This is a genomic window from Streptomyces canus 299MFChir4.1, from assembly GCF_000383615.1.
Taxonomy (GTDB): Bacteria; Actinomycetota; Actinomycetes; order Streptomycetales; family Streptomycetaceae; genus Streptomyces; species Streptomyces canus_C.
This window is the reverse complement of sequence record NZ_KB911634.1, coordinates 25,195-39,995: the sequence shown is the minus strand read 5'-3', so window position 1 is coordinate 39,995 and position 14,801 is coordinate 25,195. Positions and strand designations below refer to the sequence as shown.

Genomic DNA, 14,801 nt, shown 5'->3' with positions numbered 1-14,801 from the left:
GACCGCCCGGTGCAATCGGCGCCATAACCCGGCCTCGGTCCACGCTGTGAACCGGCGGTGTGCTGTTGCGGGCGACACCCCGAACGTCTCCGGCAGATACCGCCAGGCGCACCCGCTGGTCAGCACGTATACCACCGCCGTGAACACGGCACGCTCGTCCAACGGCGCGGTCCCGCCGCCCTGCGGACGGGAATTGAACGACGGCAGCAGCGGGGCGACCAGTTCCCACAGACCGTCAGGAACCAGCCGCTGCGACAGATCGGCACTCACGAAGAGACATCATGCCGCAGCACACACCATCACCACATGAGACAAGGTCTAAGGGTGAGTTGCACGCCGCGACACAGTCCTGTTGTAAACCTCTTGGCTCGACAGCATTGTGTCGGTGTTCTGTTGCGCCCAAGCGTACACAGCAAACAGTGGCTCGACGAGGGATTTCCCTTGTTCAGTCAGCCTATAGCAGACCTTGACGACGGCTCCAACCTTCTTCGGCTCACGGTCGATTATTCCGTAGCTCTCGAGAATACGCAGAGACTGGACAAGCATCTTCTTGGACACTCCCTCTATACGTCTGAGCAACTCGCCGAAATAGTGCGGCCTGTCAGCCAATGCAACAATGATCAATGAGACCCATTTACTTCCGAGTCGGTCAAGAATCTCGCGGGTCGGACAATCGGCCGAGAAGGCGTCGGTCTCGGCGGCGCTGGCCAGGATGGGGTGCGTACTCATGGTGGTCACCTCAAAGTGCCCGCTACACACTCGGACTGTGGTCTCCTATGGTTATCACATGCTCTCACGCACGTCAGCCTGATCGACACCCAGCCGCACGCGCCCGTTGAGCGGACCCGGTTCGATATCCGCCGCGGCTGGACGTTGCAGGCTGGACGTTGCAGCTGGCCTTTCAGGATCCGCCCGAGTTCCAACCAAATGCAGTTGGGCATCACAACTCGCAAGAACAGGAAATTCCCCTATGAAACGATGGATGCTACCGGCCGGCGTCACTGAGGCTTCCGGCCTCGTCCTGGAAAACGCCGACATGCCCGAGCCCGGCCGAGGCGAAGTCCGGATCAAAGTCGAGGCCGCGTCGATCAATTATCGAGACCAGCTGATCTTGACCAACTGGTACGGCCGCACCGAAGGCCGGAACCTCATCCCGCTGTCGGACGTCGCCGGCACTATTGACGCCGTCGGCGAAGACGCCGATGCGTGGGCTGTCGGGGATCGGGTAACAAACACCGGTGTTCGTGGTTGGGAAGATGGCATACCGGTCGATGATTTCGGCCTCGGCCTTGGAGCGCTCGATCTCGATGGAGTTCTGGCGGAGTACGTCGTTCTGCCTGCGGACCATCTGGCACGTGCGCCGCAGAACCTGGACTCCGCAGAGGCATCCACCCTGCCAATTGCGGGTGGTACCGCGTGGAATGCAATGTTCGGCGACCACCCGATCGCCAAGGGAGGGTCGATGTTGACGCTGGGAACAGGCGGCGTGGCACTGTTCGCCGTCCAGCTGTGTCTCGCTCTTGGCGCTGACGCTCACGTCGTCCTACGTCGCCGGGACCACATGGAAAAACTACGTGCCATGGGCGTAGCAAGCGTACTCAACAGCCTCGACACCCCGGACTGGGCAGCCGAGGTGGCTCGCAGCACCGGCGGCGTCCGCAAGGTGGTCGATACCGTTGGCGTGGGACTCCTGCCACAGGCCATGGAAGCAGTAGGCAAGACAGGCGAAGTGGCCAGCGTCGGACTCTTCGAGCTGGACAACAAGCCTCTCAGCCGCAGCCTGCTGGCAAAGCAGATCAACTTGCGCGGGGTAGCCGGCGCCAGTCGACGAATGCACCGCGACCTGGTGGAATTCATCGAAACCCGCGACCTCCACCCAATCATCCATCAACGCTACGCTTTCGAGGACGCCCCTGCCGCATATCGAGCGCAAGCCGCCAGTGGCATCTACGGCAAGATCGTCATTGAAATACCTGGCTGACAAACCCGTGCCCAGCTACTGAGGTTGAGCTTGTGATGTCGCCTTCGGTGATCAGGGGTTGATGATCAGCCCTGTCTCGGCGGGGCAGCCGTCTATGAGGTGGCTGCGGTACTGGACGTGGCGGAGGCCGCGTCGGATGCGTTGCATGAGGTGTTCGGGCGTGGTGTAGGCGACGCTGGAGAGCCAGCCGCGTCGTAGCAGGGACCAGATGCCTTCGACGGGGTTGAGGTCGGGCGCGTAGGGCGGCAGGTAGTAGATGGTCAGCCAGTCCCGGGTCGCGGCGAACTCCCGCAGTCCGGCAGCCTTGTGGACATTGAGGATGTCCCAGACCAGCACGATCGGGTCGCCAAGCTGGGTGTGGGCGGCGATGAGCAGGTCGCGGTAGTCACGCCAGGAGAAGCTCTTGCGTCCGTCGCGGTTGCCGTCGTCGCGGCGGGGCCGGTAGATCAGTGGTGATCTCTCGCCGGGTTTGTAGCAGGTCAGGGCAGCAATCGAGATGCGTCTGCGGGAGCGGCCGCGTACCCGCACTACCGGGGTGCGGCCTCGCTGCGACCAGGTCAGACCCAGATGACAGGATGGCGCCAGAAACGCCGCGTCCGCCCAGCGATCGCGGCACCCCGAGCATCACGGAGCACCGCCCATGAACCGCAGTGAGTTGATTGCCGCCCTCGCCGAGCGTGCCGAGGTGACCCGCAAGGACGCCGACGCCGTTCTGGCCGCCCTCGCAGAGACCATCGGCGAGATCGTCGCCAAGGGCGACGAGAAGGTCACCATCCCCGGCTTCCTGACCTTCGAGCGCACCCACCGTGCCGCTCGCACCGCGCGCAACCCGCAGACCGGCGACCCCATCCAGATCCCGGCCGGCTACAGCGTCAAGGTCTCCGCCGGCACCAAGCTCAAGGAAGCCGCCAAGGGCAAGTAGGCATCTGCCTCCCAAACCAGCGGCTCAGCACCGAAGGACCGGCAACCCAGCGCCCCAGTGGCACGCCTTACCCGGACGCGAGTCAGATCGGCCTCCCGGCCACAGGGGTAGAACGGACGCCGGACGCCCTCCACAGACGGAGAGCACCGCTAACAGACCGACCGGGAAGCACCCGGCGCATTCGAGGGACAGACGCATGGCCAGTGGCACCGTGAAGTGGTTCAACACCGAGAAGGGCTTCGGCTTCATCCAGCAGGACGGTGGTGGACCGGACGTCTTCGCGCACTACTCCAACATCTCCGGCACCGGCTACCGCGAACTCCTCGAAGGCGAGCAGGTCACCTTCGACGTGACCCAGGGCCAGAAGGGCCCCCAGGCCGAGAACATCGTCCGCCGCGGCTGACTGTAGGTTGAGCCGCTCCGTTAGCAGCGAGTCCTGCTGGAACTCTGGATTCCATGTTGCGTTAGCAGCGGGCCGATTGGCTGATCTTTAGCAATCGCGCCGTCCGCCGGGACGGACCGTTGGTCTGAGGTCCGGTGCAAGGAGCCGGAGAACCTGCCCCGCTTCCCGGGGGGCGTCGCCGAGCTCATCAGTCTGCTCGTGCCCGGCGACGCCCGACGTTCGCGGCGGTCAGGCCGTGTTGGAGCGGGTCGAGGTGATCACGACGGATGTGTAGGGCATGGTGGCGTGCCCGCCGAGCTTGTCGATCGCAGTCCCGGCGCTGTCCAGGACCTCCGCCAATTTGCCCGCGGGGAGTTGGGTGAGGCCGCCGAACGTGGGGAGCTGGTCGAGCCACTCTTCTCGGGAGTAGGTGCGCTCCCAGGTGAAGCGCCATTGTTCGGGCTCGCTGAAGTTGCCGGTCTGGCGGATCCCGTCGGCGATTTTCGCGAACAGGGGCTGGTAGGCGTCCACGGCCGATCCTCTCAGGAGGCCGGGGTTGAACGGGGAATCGGGGGCGACCCGTTGGAGTGCTTCGGCGAGGGCGTCGATCACCTCGGCCGGGAGCTGCGGGACGTGGTGGAAGGGAGCGAGCCGGCCGCCGGGCCGGAGCACTTGGGCGGCCTTGGCCGCGCCGGCGACGGGGTCCACCCAGTGCCAGGCGGTGCCGGCGATGACCGCGTCGAACTGCCGCCCGGCCGGCTGCCATTCCTCGAGCCTGGCGACCTCGACCTCGACACCGCTGCGTCGTGCGAAGGCGGCCATCCGCTCGTCGGGTTCGACGCCGAGCACCGTGCAGCCGGCCGCCTGGAATTGCCGGGCCTCGATGCCGGTCCCGGCTCCGACGTCGAGGACGTGCCGACCGGGGCTTGCCGCGATGATCCTGTCCACCAGGGCTTGGGGATAGGGCGGTCGGGCGCGGTCGTAGCGTTCGGCGTCGATGCCGAACGACTCGGCTGTCTGCCGGTGGCGGTGGGGCTCCGGTCCGGACTTGTCCGGCTGTCCCTGCGATAAAGTGGGCATGCGCCCACACTAATGGGCGGTTGCCCACTTGTTAAGGCGGGGCGGCACGGAAAGGGAGACAATGCCGTCAGGGGTGCACATCCACAACGTGCGCGGCCAGCTGTTCGAAGCCGCCGAGCGCGTCCTGCTCCGGGACGGGCCCGACGCGTTGACCAGCCGGGCGGTCACGGAGGAGGCGAACTGTGCCAAGGGCGTGCTGCACCGGCACTTCACCGACTTCGACGCTTTCCTGGCGGAGCTGGTCCTCGACCGCGTCCGCGGCATCGAGGACCGAACCACGACTCTGCGTGCCGCCGCCGGAACCGGGAGCGTGGTGGACAACCTTGCCGACGCCCTGCAGGATCTGTTCGGGCCGGTCACGGTGGCGATCGTCGCGCTCATCACCTTCCGTGACGGCTTCCGCGCCCGGCTGCGGGATGCCGGTCAGACCGGCATCCCGCTGGCCATGCAAGGTACCGCCATGATCGCCACATACCTCACCGCCGAGCGGGAGTTGGGGCGCCTGGCCGGTGACGCCGACATCGACACACTCGCCCCCACCCTCGTCGGGGCCGGGCACCTGCTGTTCGCCGACCGGACAAGCGCCCCGCCGCAGACCGGCGCCGTCCGCAAGATGGTGACCACCGTCATCACCGGCGCCTTGAGATCACCCCAGTCGTAGGTCGGGCCGCCGGTCAGGTGACGGACGATTGCGCTGCGTCCAGGAGGCTCCGGGCGGCCGCGCAGAGGTTTCGTTGGCCGGGCAGTCGTGCCATGCGTCTGAGGCGTTCGACGCAGTTGCGGACGTTGCTGATGGCCACCATCGACTCGGACAGGGCCGGTGCGTCCGGCGGGAGCGCGAACAGTTTGCTGGTGGCGCTGTCCGGGCGGATCTCGATGCCCCACTTCTTGGCCAGCAGGTTGAGGCGGTGCCTGTCGAGACCGAACGGTTGGGCGATGTCGGGGATGCTGAGGCGTTGGTGCAGGTAGGCCTGTTCGAGTTCCTCGCGGGTGATGTGAAGGCTGAGCGGTTCGGGGCGAGGTGTGGCGGGGATCCCGGCTTCTTCCAGGGCGTTTTGGACGGTTGAGAGGCTGCAGTCGGCACTGCGGGCGATCCGGCTCTGGTTGAGGGTTCCGCTGGAGTGAGTGGTGCGCAGGCAGCCCGGGTCGAGCATCCCGCGCCGAGGCTGACGCCGGCCAAGGCCGGGGGATGCGGGAGGGGGCGACGGTTGGGTGGTGCCGGTGGCGTCGCAGTAGAATCGCACGTGCTCTGTGGTCAGTCCGAGGGCGGCGGCCGTCTCCTCGGCCGGGATCCGGTCGGCGATCAAGGTAGCGAAGTCGCTGTCGGAAATCTGTTCGGGGCTAGCCCCAGGCCAGTTGGTCCAGTCGCACCATTCGGTGGGGGGGCTCGCGGTTCCCCCACCCGATGATCGTGATCAGCGAGCGGCCCGCGGAAGCCGCCGACCGAGCCGTCCCGGGGCACTGGGAAGGCGACCTCATCGTCGGCAGCAACTCCCGCTCCGCCATCGCCACCCTGGCCGAACGCAGCACCCGCTACCTGATGCTGGTCCACCTTCCCAACGGGCACGGAGCCGCCGCCGTCCGCACAGCATTGGTCGGCACGGTCCAGACCCTGCCACCCCACCTGAAGTGGTCCTTGACCTGGGACCAGGGCGCCGAGATGGCCGCCCACCCTCCTTCAGTGTCGCCACGGACGTGCCGGTCACTTCTGCGATGCCGGCCGCCCCTGGCAGAGAGGTTCCTTCTTGCTGCGCATCAGGGATGGTACTCAGAGTGGTACCGGAGGTACCATCGGTACCATGCCTCAGCCCAAAGCTATGAACCTACGCTTCCCCGATCCGGCTCAGCGTGCCGCGATCGAAGCCGCAGCACGACAGGAGGGCGTCAGCTTGCAGGAGTACATCCTGTCGGCGGCTTACGCCCGTGCCACCGCCATGGAGACGCACTTCCTTGAAGCCTTCCGCGCGTCGATGGCCCACAGCGGCGACGCGTTCGCGGAGGCGGCCGGCGCTGACGGGGAGCACCGCGCCGAAGAGCTGGCAGCACGGCGGGACCTTGAGGAGCAGCAGGAGCGGGGTCACGCCGCGTGACGCAGCACGAACCGCTTCACCCTCTTGATGTGACTTTCCTGCTGCACGCTGCCGAGTTGCTGCCCGGTGATCCCCAGGTAGACGACTACGGTCCCCTGTACGCGGCGGTCGCCCGGGTCAATGCCCGCGCCATGGAGCGTGACGTCTATGGGTCCCTCTATCTGAAGGCGGCGGCACTGCTGCAGACGCTGGTGCGGTTGCCGTGTCTGGAACACTCCAACGAGGCGTTCGCGTGGCACTGCGCGGAGGCATATCTGGTGCTGAACGGCTGCCGTCTGGAGTATCCGCCGAAGGAGGCGGTCGCCCTGGTGCGGGACGCGGCTTCCGGCGCGATGGGGGTTGGACTGATCGGCCGTCAAATGCGCGGCTGGAGCGTCGCCTGACCTTCCGGTGGCTGGGGCCTCGCCTCGATGCTCGCCGTTCCCTCCGCTCCCTGAGCTGGAACGGCGAAGCATGTGTGTGGTGTAGTCCCCCCCCAACCGGCTCGACCGTGTTCAGCGATCAAGGCGAAGAATCGGTTGCTGTCAGGGTGGGCTGGGTCATGTCATCTGTTGTGTCCTGTGAGCGGTCCACTTCCAGGCGGTTCGACGAGCGGGTCCCGCGCTACCTGCTCCGCCTGTTCGCGTTCCGCAGTACGTCGCCGGCACTCCAGCCGACCGCCCTGCTCGCCGCTTCCGTGTTCAGGGTCGGGAGCCTCGGCATCACCGATGCGTCAGCGACCCTCAGCCTGTCGGTACCGCGCACCCGGAGTTCATCATCGACGACCCCATCCGGTCCAAGGGCACAGGTGCCGACCGCATCCTGGTTGAACCCGTGTGTCAGTACGTACTGCAATACGTCTTCCGGATCCACGACGGCTGCCGCAGGAAAGGTCTCGGTCATCGCCGAGGCGAACGGTTCGGTTGCCAGAATCTCACGCGCCCTGGCGAAGGCTGCGATCGTCAAATACCAGTCATGAACAGTAGACAGGTAACCGGGCACAAGGCGAGGCGGGTCTTCCAAGGTTGGCCCTGTGATGTGCACCGACCCGACGCTGGTGGGTGACTGCGGATAGAAGGCCACAGACACCCCGCGCGAACCGGCTCCCCCGGCAGGGAGAGCGCCGCCATCCGCGAAAAGGGTCGACGTGAACATCAATTGCATGTCCAGGCTCGACGCCCCAACCTTCGAGTTGAGTACGGCCAGGACTGAGGTGCCCCAGCTTTTCAGTGCATCGGGGCGCCCTACTGAGCTTTTCATTAGTTCTGTGGTGTTTAGGGATGGATTGTGAGCCCGGTGTGGGTGAGGAAGGACCACGGGAGTTGTTCGCTGGAGCAGACTCGGTGGATGCCGCGTTCGGCCGCGTCGGCGACGTCGGCGAGGTGGTCGCCGGCGAGGTTGGCCAGCTCGCGGGTCTTGATGGCCGACCACAGCAGTTCGACGGGGTTGAGTTCGGGTGCGTAGGCCGGCAGCCGCTCCAGTGTCAGCCAGCTCTGCGCGGCGGCCCATGCCCGCATGCCCCGGCTCCAGTGGGCGGACAGTCCGTCCCAGACCAACACCACCGACTCGCCGGCGTAGAAGGTCTTGATCTGCTCAAGTACTCCGATCAGGGAGGTGGTGTCGTAGCTGCCTGGCTTGAGGTGGAAGCACAGCCGCGGGCCGCGTTCGCGGTCGGCGGCGTGGTAACCCAGAGCCGCGGCCATCCCGGCGCGTTTCCAGTTCAACCGGTGCCGTAAGAGTGGAGTGCGGCCGCGGGGTGCGTAGGTGCGACGGACCTGGGGCAGCAGGGACACGCCCGATTCGTCGAAGAACACGATCCAGGCACGTTTCTTCACCGCCCCCTTTTGATGCGCGGCCATTCCTGCGCGACCCATCGGGCGATCTCGGACTCGTCCCGCTCCACGGCCTGGCGCCTGGGCCGCTGCAGACTCCACCCCAGCCGCCCGGTCAGCAGGCGCCATACCGAGGCCCGGGCCAACTTCACTCCGGTCACCCGTTCCACCACCGCACCGACCCGTTCCAACGTCCACAGGTCTGCCTCGAACCCGTGCGCCTGGGCGCCTTGCTCCAACGCGGCCCGAACAGCTTCGACTTGGGCATCATCCAGCTTCGGCGGCCGACCGGTGGCCGGACGCCGCCGCAGGGCCTGAGCACCGCCCTGTTCCCATAAGCGTTTCCACCGGCGCACGCTCTCGGGATGCATCCCCACCATCCGTGCAACCTCGGATGTGGAACGTCCCTGCTCGAACAGCTCCGCCGCCCGTAGGCGACCGGCCTCGGCCAACTGGGGTCGTGTCAGGGGCGGAACGGACACATCAGAAACCACGGGCTGCGACTCGAAAGACACACCAACAGCCTCACAGCGCTGTAGCTCCTGCGCCCACAGAACTAACGAAAAACTCAGTAAGACTTGTCCCGTAAGTGATGGTGTCCCGTCTCAGTGGGGTTCAGTCGATGCCGTTGAGAGCGAGCGAGTGCTGAGCGACAAACCAAGTCGACGTGGATCAGTGCGGTACCCGATCATGTGTTCATGCCCCTGAGAGAGACCCTTGCCCGAGTCGACGCAGACCTGGCCGCTGGCCGGGTTCCCGTCGCGCGTCAGCGTTTGCGCGGTCTCGTCTCATCGTTCCCGTACGACCTGACGCTCCGCCGGCGTCTGGCCGAGGTGTACCGGCTCTTCGGCGACGCCGCCGAGGCCGGACGCTGGATGTACCTCGAAGAGGACCGCAACGCCGACGAGACAGCCGCCTTCGAGGCGCGGTATGGGTCTCCCGGGTGGCGGATGAAGGCCCTCGCCTGGCGCGGCCCCGAGGCGATGGCTGCCACCGCCTTCGCGGAGGGGCAGCTGGTCGGGGTGCGGACCGCCTGCGCCGAGGAGCTGGGGCACCCCGTCGACTGGGACGACCCCGCCTCCTACCGGGACGGCTGCCTGCAGGAGAAGCACGAGGCGCCCTCCGAGCCGTGGTCGGTCAGCGGTGTGCTGGCGGGCGTCGGCTGCCTGGTGGGGGCCCTTGCGTTCCTTGCGATCTGGGTGAATGGAGTCGTTGCCCTCTTCGACTGACCCAGGTCACCAGGGCCGGTGAGGAGCGCCGCTCAAGGAATCGGTGGGGCCGTCAAGAACTGTCGTGAACGGGACACCTGGCGACGAGTGAAATGATCTCGCGATGTCTGCTGTGATCACGGCGTCGCAGCCGTCCTGGATAGCCCCGTTCACCGGACTGAGCCCTCGCTGCTTCGGCAGGTTGGTGGCACAGCTGCGGCACGAAGGAGCTGACGCGGTCCGCAGAGGTCGGCCGTGGAGCCTGCCACTGGAGGACCGGGTGCTGCTGGTCACGGCGTACTGGCGCACCAACTTGACGCTGCGACAGCTCGCCCCGCTGTTCGGCGTCTCGAAATCCGCAGCTGACCGCATCATCAGCCACCTTGGTCCCCTGCTCGCGCTCAAGCCCCGCAAACGGTTCCGCAAGGACACCGTGCTCATCGTGGACGGAACCCTGGTCGCCACCCGCGACCACACGGTGGCCGAGCGGTCGAAGAACTACCGCTACTCCACCAACCACCAGGTCGTCATCGACGCCGACACCCGGCGCGTCGTCTTTGTCGGCCGACCGTTGCCCGGCAACCGCAACGACTGCAATGCGTGGGCACTATCCGGAGCCAAGGCCGCCGTCGGCCGCACCACCGTGATCGCCGACGGCGGCTACCGGGGCACCGGCCTGCTCATCCCGCACCGCCGCGAGCGCGGACAGAGCGAACTGCCCGCCTGGAAGGAAGAGCACAACACGTCCCACCGCCAGGTCCGCGCCCGTGTTGAGCACGCCTTCGCCCGCATGAAGACCTGGAAGATCCTCCGCGACTGCCGCTTGAAGGGCAACGGCGTCCATCACGCGATGATCGGAATCGCCCGCCTGCACAACCTCGCACTCAGCCGATAGGCGAGCAGAGCGGGCGGTAGCCGATCGCGCCCCGCTGACTCGAAGATCTTTACGGGACAAGTCTTAGCAACCTCATGACTTTGGCCCTGAGTCTTGCGGCCGGCGTGACCGACTCCGGGGCACGGTCTGATACGCCGTTCAGTCTGAGGCTGAATGCCGCGCCTCGACGTTGCCTGAGGTTGCCGCCTACGGCAGCGTTGGCCGCGACGAGTTGTACGCCGACGGTGCTGAGTACCTCCGGGTCGCCGACGCCACTTCGCTCGAGCACCAGCGTATTACTCACCGCGCCCGCGCACAGGATGACCTCACGGCGGGCTGTGAACCGTACCGTGCCCCAGGGAGTTGCGGTCTCAACCCCGATCGCGGTCGTGCCGTCGAAAAGGACGCGTCGGGCTATGCAGTGCAAGCGGACACGGACATTGCGCCGCTGCGCCAACCAGTGCAGAGGCGGGCGGTGCAAACTCATCCGGAGGGCTACCGACTCCGACCACGGCGTGTAAGCCGTCTTCGTGTGATCTCCGCCCAGGTCCTCCACCGTTTGGATGCCGTGGCGCGCCAGAGCCGCGATCCACAGCTCACTCATCGCATCCGGCGGACGAACGGCCTGGTCCGCTCGACGCCCATCGTCGTCATGCAGGCCAGTTGCATCGGCAGCATGCCGCTCCATGGGCGTGAGGGCTTCCAGGAACCGAGCCCAGTTCCAGCTGGCGACATCGGCTGCCTCCCACGACTGATGGGCCGCCGCCGCTCCCCAACTCGCCGTCATGTCACTCGCCGCCGTTGAGCCACCCGCGCTGCCGTCCGTACGCCTGCATCCGTCCAGCAATTGCGGTGCTCGCTGATCACGATGCTGCAGACCAGTCGATGACTGGACAAAGCGCGAAGACATCCCATGCCGCTGTTGATCGCCGGCACCATCGCCCTCGATCACCAGAACTCGGTTCTGAGGATTCGCGCTGAGCCGGTGGGCCAGCGCCGAACCGGCGGCCCCACTCCCGACGATGATGTAGTCCACGACGTTCTTCGATGACATAACAACCCCATACGCACTTCGAATCGGGAGTACCGCTGGACGCCTCCCCCTGCCCCACGGTCATGTCCGCAGCGGAAGTGCGCGAAGGCTGCCTGCGGGTCACGGTTCAGCGGGACCACGCGGGTCGCGACGGAAGACCATGGAAAGGCGTCCGATCCCCCCGCCAGGACCGCGAGCGCCTCCCAGTCCGCTCTCCTCTACCGACGCCGGGCAAGCTTGTCCCCAGTCCCGACGGCGATGGTGCTGTCCAAGGATGTCGTCAATTCCTGCGGCGGGCACCAGGCGCCACAGAATCGTCATTCAGCAAGGCGGTCATGGCAGTGCTCGACAGCTCAACGAACCTCGGGCTAGGCGCTGCAGCCCTGCCTGAAGGACCGGGAGCAGTTGCCGCGGACGACAACCACAGGGAACGCCGTAGCCACGTCAATCCGCCTGATTCACGCGGCCATGACGCAGCGCCGAGAAGAGAAAGAAGAGGAAGAAGATCCAGCCGAGAATCGCGGAGCCGCCCCCCTTGATCAGTATGGAGTTGGAGGCGAAGGCCCCAAGGATGAACTGCACCCCGAGCTGAACGGAGATGGCACCGCTGAAGACCATCGTCCACTGACCGCCTGTCTTGCGCTTGCCGCGGCCGAGCCCCCCGATCAGCTGAACAGCTCCGACAAGGATCGCCCAGACACCCCATACCCGCAGGACTGCCGAAACTCCTGAGGAGCTGGCGATGGCCAGACCGACGGCGGCAACAACACTGATCGCGATGATCACTCGCCAACCGCGGGTTGTTCCGGTACTCCCTGGCGATCGGGCGCCGAAGACCGCTACAGCGACGTCGAACAGCGGATAAAGGACGAGCAGGGTGACGTCGAAGGGCCCAAGGTGACGCTTGTTGGCCAGCAGCAAGGCCACCCATGCGATGACAAAAACAGACCTCGCGAGGAAAAGCTGACGCATGGTCAGATTTCGCGCAGACCTGCCGACAGTCGCAAGTGGTGCGGCAGTCGAGTCAGTGCTCACGGCGATCCTTTCGGGCCAGGACAAGGACGGAAAGATGGTTCCGCAGGTTGGCACCCCGGCTGCCCGCATGAAGACCAGCACGAGGAGTCGATAGGCCCCATACCCAGACTGAGCGTTCTACCTTGCGCCAGCTTGGCGCATGCCCCGCCCACTGTCAAGACAGAACGTTCTCCCTGATCCATTCTTGATCGCTCGTGGGTGTGGTCTGGGGAAGCGTCAGTCGCGGCCGTGGATCGTGTCGGACGAACTGTGGTCGCTGATCGAGCCGTTGCTGCCCGAGCCGCCCCTCAAGCAGGTCGAGGGACGGCCGCGGGTTCCCGACCGGCAGGCCCTGTGCGGGATCCTGTTCGTCCTGCACACCGGCATCCAGTGGGAGTACCTGCCCCAGGAGTTGGGCTTCGGCTCGGGCATGACCTGCTGGCCGCGCCTTGCGGCCTGGAACGAGGCCGACGTGTGGGACCAGCTCCACCAGCTGCTGCTGAACAAACTGCGCTCGAAGAACCAGCTGGACTGGTCGCGGGCGGTGATCAACTCCTCCCACGTCCGGGCCGCCCGCAGGGGCCCAAAAGCGGACCCAGCCCGGCCGACCGCGCACACCCGGGCAGCAAGCACCACCTCATCACCGACGGCCAGAGCATCCCGCTCGCGGTGTCGCTGACCGGCGGCAACCGCAACGACGTCACCCAACTGCTGCCGCTGCTGCACAAGATCCCGGCAGTGGCCGGAGTCGTCGGCCGGCCACGCAGACGGCCCGACATGATCTTCGCCGACCGCGGCTACGACCACGACAAGTACGGCCGACTCCTGCGCCAGCGCGGCATCCGGCCCGCGATCGCCGAACGCGGGCAACCGCACGGCACCGACCTGGGCACCTTCCGGTGGGTTGTCGAACGGACGATCTCCTGCACGGCTTCCGCCGCCTGCCCATCCGCTGGGAACGACGCGACGACATCCATGAAGCATTCCTTGGCATCGCCGTCTGTCTGATCACCCACCGCCACGTCCAGAAACGTTGTTAGTCAGTAAGCCGGGTGTGGAGAGGGCAGTCACAATGTCGCGCAACCTAACGGAGCGGCAGGTGGGTCCGCTGTTCGGCGTCCGCTTTTCCACGGCCCGCCGGGTCATCTGCCGGCTCAGCCCGCTGCTGGCGCTCGAGCGTGACCCGCACCGCCGATGCGGCTGACCGGGTAGGGACGGTGGAAGGGCACCGCTGGGGCGGACGGCTGGCGAAAGCTGCGTAGCGCAGGGAGCGGGCGCTCACCCCGGTCGCGCGGCTCACGTCACCGATCTTCATGACAGCTGTTCTCCCGCTCTTCCGGGTCAGCCTCGACCTTGACGCTCATGTGAGACTTTAGCGTTGCTCCGTCGAGGACACGAAGGTACTCGGTGGGTGTGCGGCCGTAGCGCCGCTTGAAGAGGCGTGTGAAGTGGCTGCTGTCGGCGAACTGCCAGTGTGCGGCGATCTCCGAGACACTCCACCGGCCCGGTCCGGCGAGAAGAGCCCGGCGCGCATGATCCAGCCGCCGTTCGCGCAGATACGCCGACACGGACTGCTCCTGCGCGGCGAAGGCACGTTGCAGGGTGCGCACCGACACGTTGAGGTCCTTCGCGAGCGCCGCCGCGGAGAGTCCGGCCTCGGTGAGCCGGGTCTCGGCCATCTCCTTGGCGGCCTGGACGAGGGCGGGCGCCAGGGCGGGTTCCGTGGCGTCGAGCCCTTGGAGCGCCACGGCTCGGGCCAGTTCGACGAGAGCGTTGCGCGCGGCCTCGACACCCGCGGGGCCGAGACCCGGCAGGGTGCGGCGGACCAGGCCGGCATGGGCGAGCAGCAGCCGCAGTTCGGAGGTGTGGGCCGGGCCTGTCACCACCCGGTGGTCGAGCAGGGGCGTGAACGCGGCGCCGGGCAGGATGAACACCCGCGCGGTGGTGTGCGGCGGGGTGGCGAAGTGGGACAGCGGTCCGACCCGTCGCAGGACGAACGCCCCGGCGGGCACGTGGTGTTCCGTCTCGTCCCGCGTGTTGCCGAGCGACCACTCCCCGCGGTGCACCACCCACAGGCGGACGGCGTCCTCGGTGTGCACCGGCGGGCCCGTCGTCCGGACGGCCGACGCGACGGCGGACTCGGTGACGGCCACGTCGTGCAGCCGGGTCAGCCGGAGCGAGCCGCGGAACCCGTCCCTGGTCGCCGGGGTGAACGCCGGCATCGAGAAGTCGTCGCGGGCCAGGTCCCGCCATCCCCGCAGGTAGGCGCCGAGCGCGGACGGGGTTCGGTCGGAGCCGGTGGAGTAGGAGCCTGACGTCCCGGTGTTCGGCACAACGTGTCACGATTCTTCCGACGGGTGGCGCGCGCGTCCAAGCCGCGCACAGGTGACCGTTCCTACGGTCCAG

Annotated in this window: 18 protein-coding genes and 4 pseudogenes; 11 read left to right on the top strand and 11 right to left on the bottom strand. The window is 66.7% G+C overall.

The window, feature by feature from the left end:
- Positions 1–270: transposase (locus tag H293_RS56250; protein WP_028808763.1), on the bottom strand; the 270-nt coding region annotated here is incomplete at its 3' end.
- Between the two features lie 48 nt (positions 271–318).
- Positions 319–729: a winged helix-turn-helix transcriptional regulator gene (locus tag H293_RS0144990; protein WP_063746976.1), complete on the bottom strand. Its 411-nt coding sequence runs from the start codon at positions 727–729 to the stop codon at positions 319–321.
- 241 nt (positions 730–970) lie between these two features.
- On the opposite strand from H293_RS0144990, the gene H293_RS56245 reads away from it, so the two are divergent.
- Positions 971–1,981, top strand: a complete 1,011-nt coding sequence (locus H293_RS56245) for a zinc-dependent alcohol dehydrogenase family protein (RefSeq protein ID WP_078612887.1) — start codon at positions 971–973, stop codon at positions 1,979–1,981.
- A 51-nt stretch (positions 1,982–2,032) separates the two neighbouring features.
- Here H293_RS56245 and H293_RS0144975 read toward each other — a convergent pair.
- A pseudogene (locus tag H293_RS0144975) lies at positions 2,033–2,539 on the bottom strand (transposase); the annotation flags it as partial.
- A gap of 82 nt (positions 2,540–2,621) precedes the next feature.
- Between H293_RS0144975 and H293_RS0144970 the strand changes: the two are divergent.
- A complete protein-coding gene (locus tag H293_RS0144970; RefSeq protein WP_020124320.1) occupies positions 2,622–2,903 on the top strand; it encodes an HU family DNA-binding protein in 282 nt (93 codons plus the stop codon).
- A gap of 196 nt (positions 2,904–3,099) precedes the next feature.
- A complete protein-coding gene (locus H293_RS0144965; RefSeq protein ID WP_020124319.1) occupies positions 3,100–3,306 on the top strand; it encodes a cold-shock protein in 207 nt (68 codons plus the stop codon).
- 228 nt (positions 3,307–3,534) lie between these two features.
- On the opposite strand, the gene H293_RS0144960 is transcribed toward H293_RS0144965, so the two are convergent.
- A complete protein-coding gene (locus tag H293_RS0144960) occupies positions 3,535–4,365 on the bottom strand; it encodes a class I SAM-dependent methyltransferase (protein ID WP_020124318.1) in 831 nt (276 codons plus the stop codon).
- A gap of 61 nt (positions 4,366–4,426) precedes the next feature.
- Here H293_RS0144960 and H293_RS0144955 point away from each other — a divergent pair, with 61 nt between their 5' ends.
- Positions 4,427–5,026: a TetR/AcrR family transcriptional regulator gene (locus H293_RS0144955; RefSeq protein ID WP_259294698.1), complete on the top strand. Its 600-nt coding sequence runs from the start codon at positions 4,427–4,429 to the stop codon at positions 5,024–5,026.
- A gap of 13 nt (positions 5,027–5,039) precedes the next feature.
- Here the strand turns inward: H293_RS0144955 and H293_RS0144950 are convergent, their stop codons facing one another.
- Positions 5,040–5,672 (bottom strand): hypothetical protein, encoded by a 633-nt coding sequence (locus H293_RS0144950; protein WP_020124316.1) that lies wholly within the window; start codon positions 5,670–5,672, stop codon positions 5,040–5,042.
- An 83-nt stretch (positions 5,673–5,755) separates the two neighbouring features.
- On the opposite strand from H293_RS0144950, the pseudogene H293_RS56240 reads away from it, so the two are divergent.
- From H293_RS56240 to H293_RS0144935, 3 genes and pseudogenes are all read left to right on the top strand, one after another.
- Positions 5,756–6,107 (top strand): annotated as a pseudogene (locus H293_RS56240) (IS30 family transposase); the annotation flags it as partial.
- A gap of 57 nt (positions 6,108–6,164) precedes the next feature.
- Positions 6,165–6,455, top strand: a complete 291-nt coding sequence (locus tag H293_RS0144940; RefSeq protein ID WP_259294701.1) for a type II toxin -antitoxin system TacA 1-like antitoxin — start codon at positions 6,165–6,167, stop codon at positions 6,453–6,455.
- Positions 6,452–6,838, top strand: coding sequence for a toxin Fic (locus H293_RS0144935; protein WP_020124313.1), 387 nt, complete (start codon positions 6,452–6,454; stop codon positions 6,836–6,838). The genes H293_RS0144940 and H293_RS0144935 overlap by 4 nt, the downstream gene beginning before the upstream one ends.
- 220 nt (positions 6,839–7,058) lie before the next feature.
- Here the strand turns inward: H293_RS0144935 and H293_RS0144930 are convergent, their stop codons facing one another.
- From H293_RS0144930 to H293_RS0144920, 3 genes are all read right to left on the bottom strand, one after another.
- A complete protein-coding gene (locus tag H293_RS0144930; RefSeq protein ID WP_259294700.1) occupies positions 7,059–7,589 on the bottom strand; it encodes a GMC oxidoreductase in 531 nt (176 codons plus the stop codon).
- Between the two features lie 119 nt (positions 7,590–7,708).
- Entirely contained in the window at positions 7,709–8,269 is a 561-nt protein-coding gene (locus H293_RS0144925) for a transposase (protein WP_020124311.1), read from the bottom strand.
- Entirely contained in the window at positions 8,266–8,646 is a 381-nt protein-coding gene (locus H293_RS0144920) for a winged helix-turn-helix domain-containing protein (RefSeq protein WP_051138264.1), read from the bottom strand. Before H293_RS0144920 ends, H293_RS0144925 begins: the two co-directional genes overlap by 4 nt.
- Positions 8,647–8,964: 318 nt before the next feature.
- On the opposite strand from H293_RS0144920, the gene H293_RS0144915 reads away from it, so the two are divergent.
- The gene (locus tag H293_RS0144915) at positions 8,965–9,495 is read left to right on the top strand and encodes a DUF6584 family protein (RefSeq protein WP_028808758.1); all 531 of its coding nucleotides are present in this window, start codon (positions 8,965–8,967) and stop codon (positions 9,493–9,495) included.
- 103 nt (positions 9,496–9,598) lie between these two features.
- Positions 9,599–10,369, top strand: coding sequence for an IS5/IS1182 family transposase (locus H293_RS0144910; protein WP_028808757.1), 771 nt, complete (start codon positions 9,599–9,601; stop codon positions 10,367–10,369).
- 49 nt (positions 10,370–10,418) lie between these two features.
- Here H293_RS0144910 and H293_RS0144905 read toward each other — a convergent pair whose 3' ends face one another.
- The gene (locus H293_RS0144905; protein WP_078612885.1) at positions 10,419–11,402 is read right to left on the bottom strand and encodes an FAD-dependent oxidoreductase; all 984 of its coding nucleotides are present in this window, start codon (positions 11,400–11,402) and stop codon (positions 10,419–10,421) included.
- 423 nt (positions 11,403–11,825) lie between these two features.
- Complete coding sequence (locus H293_RS0144900) at positions 11,826–12,353, bottom strand: hypothetical protein (protein WP_020124306.1); 528 nt, start codon at positions 12,351–12,353, stop codon at positions 11,826–11,828.
- Positions 12,354–12,621: 268 nt separating this feature from the next.
- Here H293_RS0144900 and H293_RS56235 point away from each other — a divergent pair.
- Together H293_RS56235 and H293_RS60990 are read left to right on the top strand one after the other, a co-directional pair.
- Positions 12,622–13,435, top strand: a pseudogene (locus H293_RS56235) (IS5 family transposase).
- Positions 13,436–13,476: 41 nt separating this feature from the next.
- Positions 13,477–13,590: pseudogene (locus H293_RS60990) on the top strand (IS5/IS1182 family transposase); the annotation flags it as partial.
- Positions 13,591–13,696: 106 nt separating this feature from the next.
- Here H293_RS60990 and H293_RS60985 read toward each other — a convergent pair.
- The gene (locus H293_RS60985) at positions 13,697–14,728 is read right to left on the bottom strand and encodes a helix-turn-helix domain-containing protein (protein WP_020124303.1); all 1,032 of its coding nucleotides are present in this window, start codon (positions 14,726–14,728) and stop codon (positions 13,697–13,699) included.
- Positions 14,729–14,801: the final 73 nt, after the last annotated feature.

Coding starts and splice junctions, on each gene's coding strand:
- H293_RS0144955 (WP_259294698.1), top strand. CDS start 4,427: ATGCCGTCAGGGGTGCACATCCACAACGTGCGCGGCCAGCTGTTCGAA.
- H293_RS0144905 (WP_078612885.1), bottom strand. CDS start 11,402: ATGTCATCGAAGAACGTCGTGGACTACATCATCGTCGGGAGTGGGGCC.
- H293_RS0144970 (WP_020124320.1), top strand. CDS start 2,622: ATGAACCGCAGTGAGTTGATTGCCGCCCTCGCCGAGCGTGCCGAGGTG.
- H293_RS56245 (WP_078612887.1), top strand. CDS start 971: ATGAAACGATGGATGCTACCGGCCGGCGTCACTGAGGCTTCCGGCCTC.
- H293_RS0144920 (WP_051138264.1), bottom strand. CDS start 8,646: ATGGTGGGGATGCATCCCGAGAGCGTGCGCCGGTGGAAACGCTTATGG.
- H293_RS0144900 (WP_020124306.1), bottom strand. CDS start 12,353: ATGCGTCAGCTTTTCCTCGCGAGGTCTGTTTTTGTCATCGCATGGGTG.
- H293_RS0144965 (WP_020124319.1), top strand. CDS start 3,100: ATGGCCAGTGGCACCGTGAAGTGGTTCAACACCGAGAAGGGCTTCGGC.
- H293_RS0144930 (WP_259294700.1), bottom strand. CDS start 7,589: ATGTTCACGTCGACCCTTTTCGCGGATGGCGGCGCTCTCCCTGCCGGG.
- H293_RS0144910 (WP_028808757.1), top strand. CDS start 9,599: ATGTCTGCTGTGATCACGGCGTCGCAGCCGTCCTGGATAGCCCCGTTC.
- H293_RS0144915 (WP_028808758.1), top strand. CDS start 8,965: ATGCCCCTGAGAGAGACCCTTGCCCGAGTCGACGCAGACCTGGCCGCT.
- H293_RS0144940 (WP_259294701.1), top strand. CDS start 6,165: ATGCCTCAGCCCAAAGCTATGAACCTACGCTTCCCCGATCCGGCTCAG.
- H293_RS0144990 (WP_063746976.1), bottom strand. CDS start 729: ATGAGTACGCACCCCATCCTGGCCAGCGCCGCCGAGACCGACGCCTTC.
- H293_RS0144960 (WP_020124318.1), bottom strand. CDS start 4,365: ATGCCCACTTTATCGCAGGGACAGCCGGACAAGTCCGGACCGGAGCCC.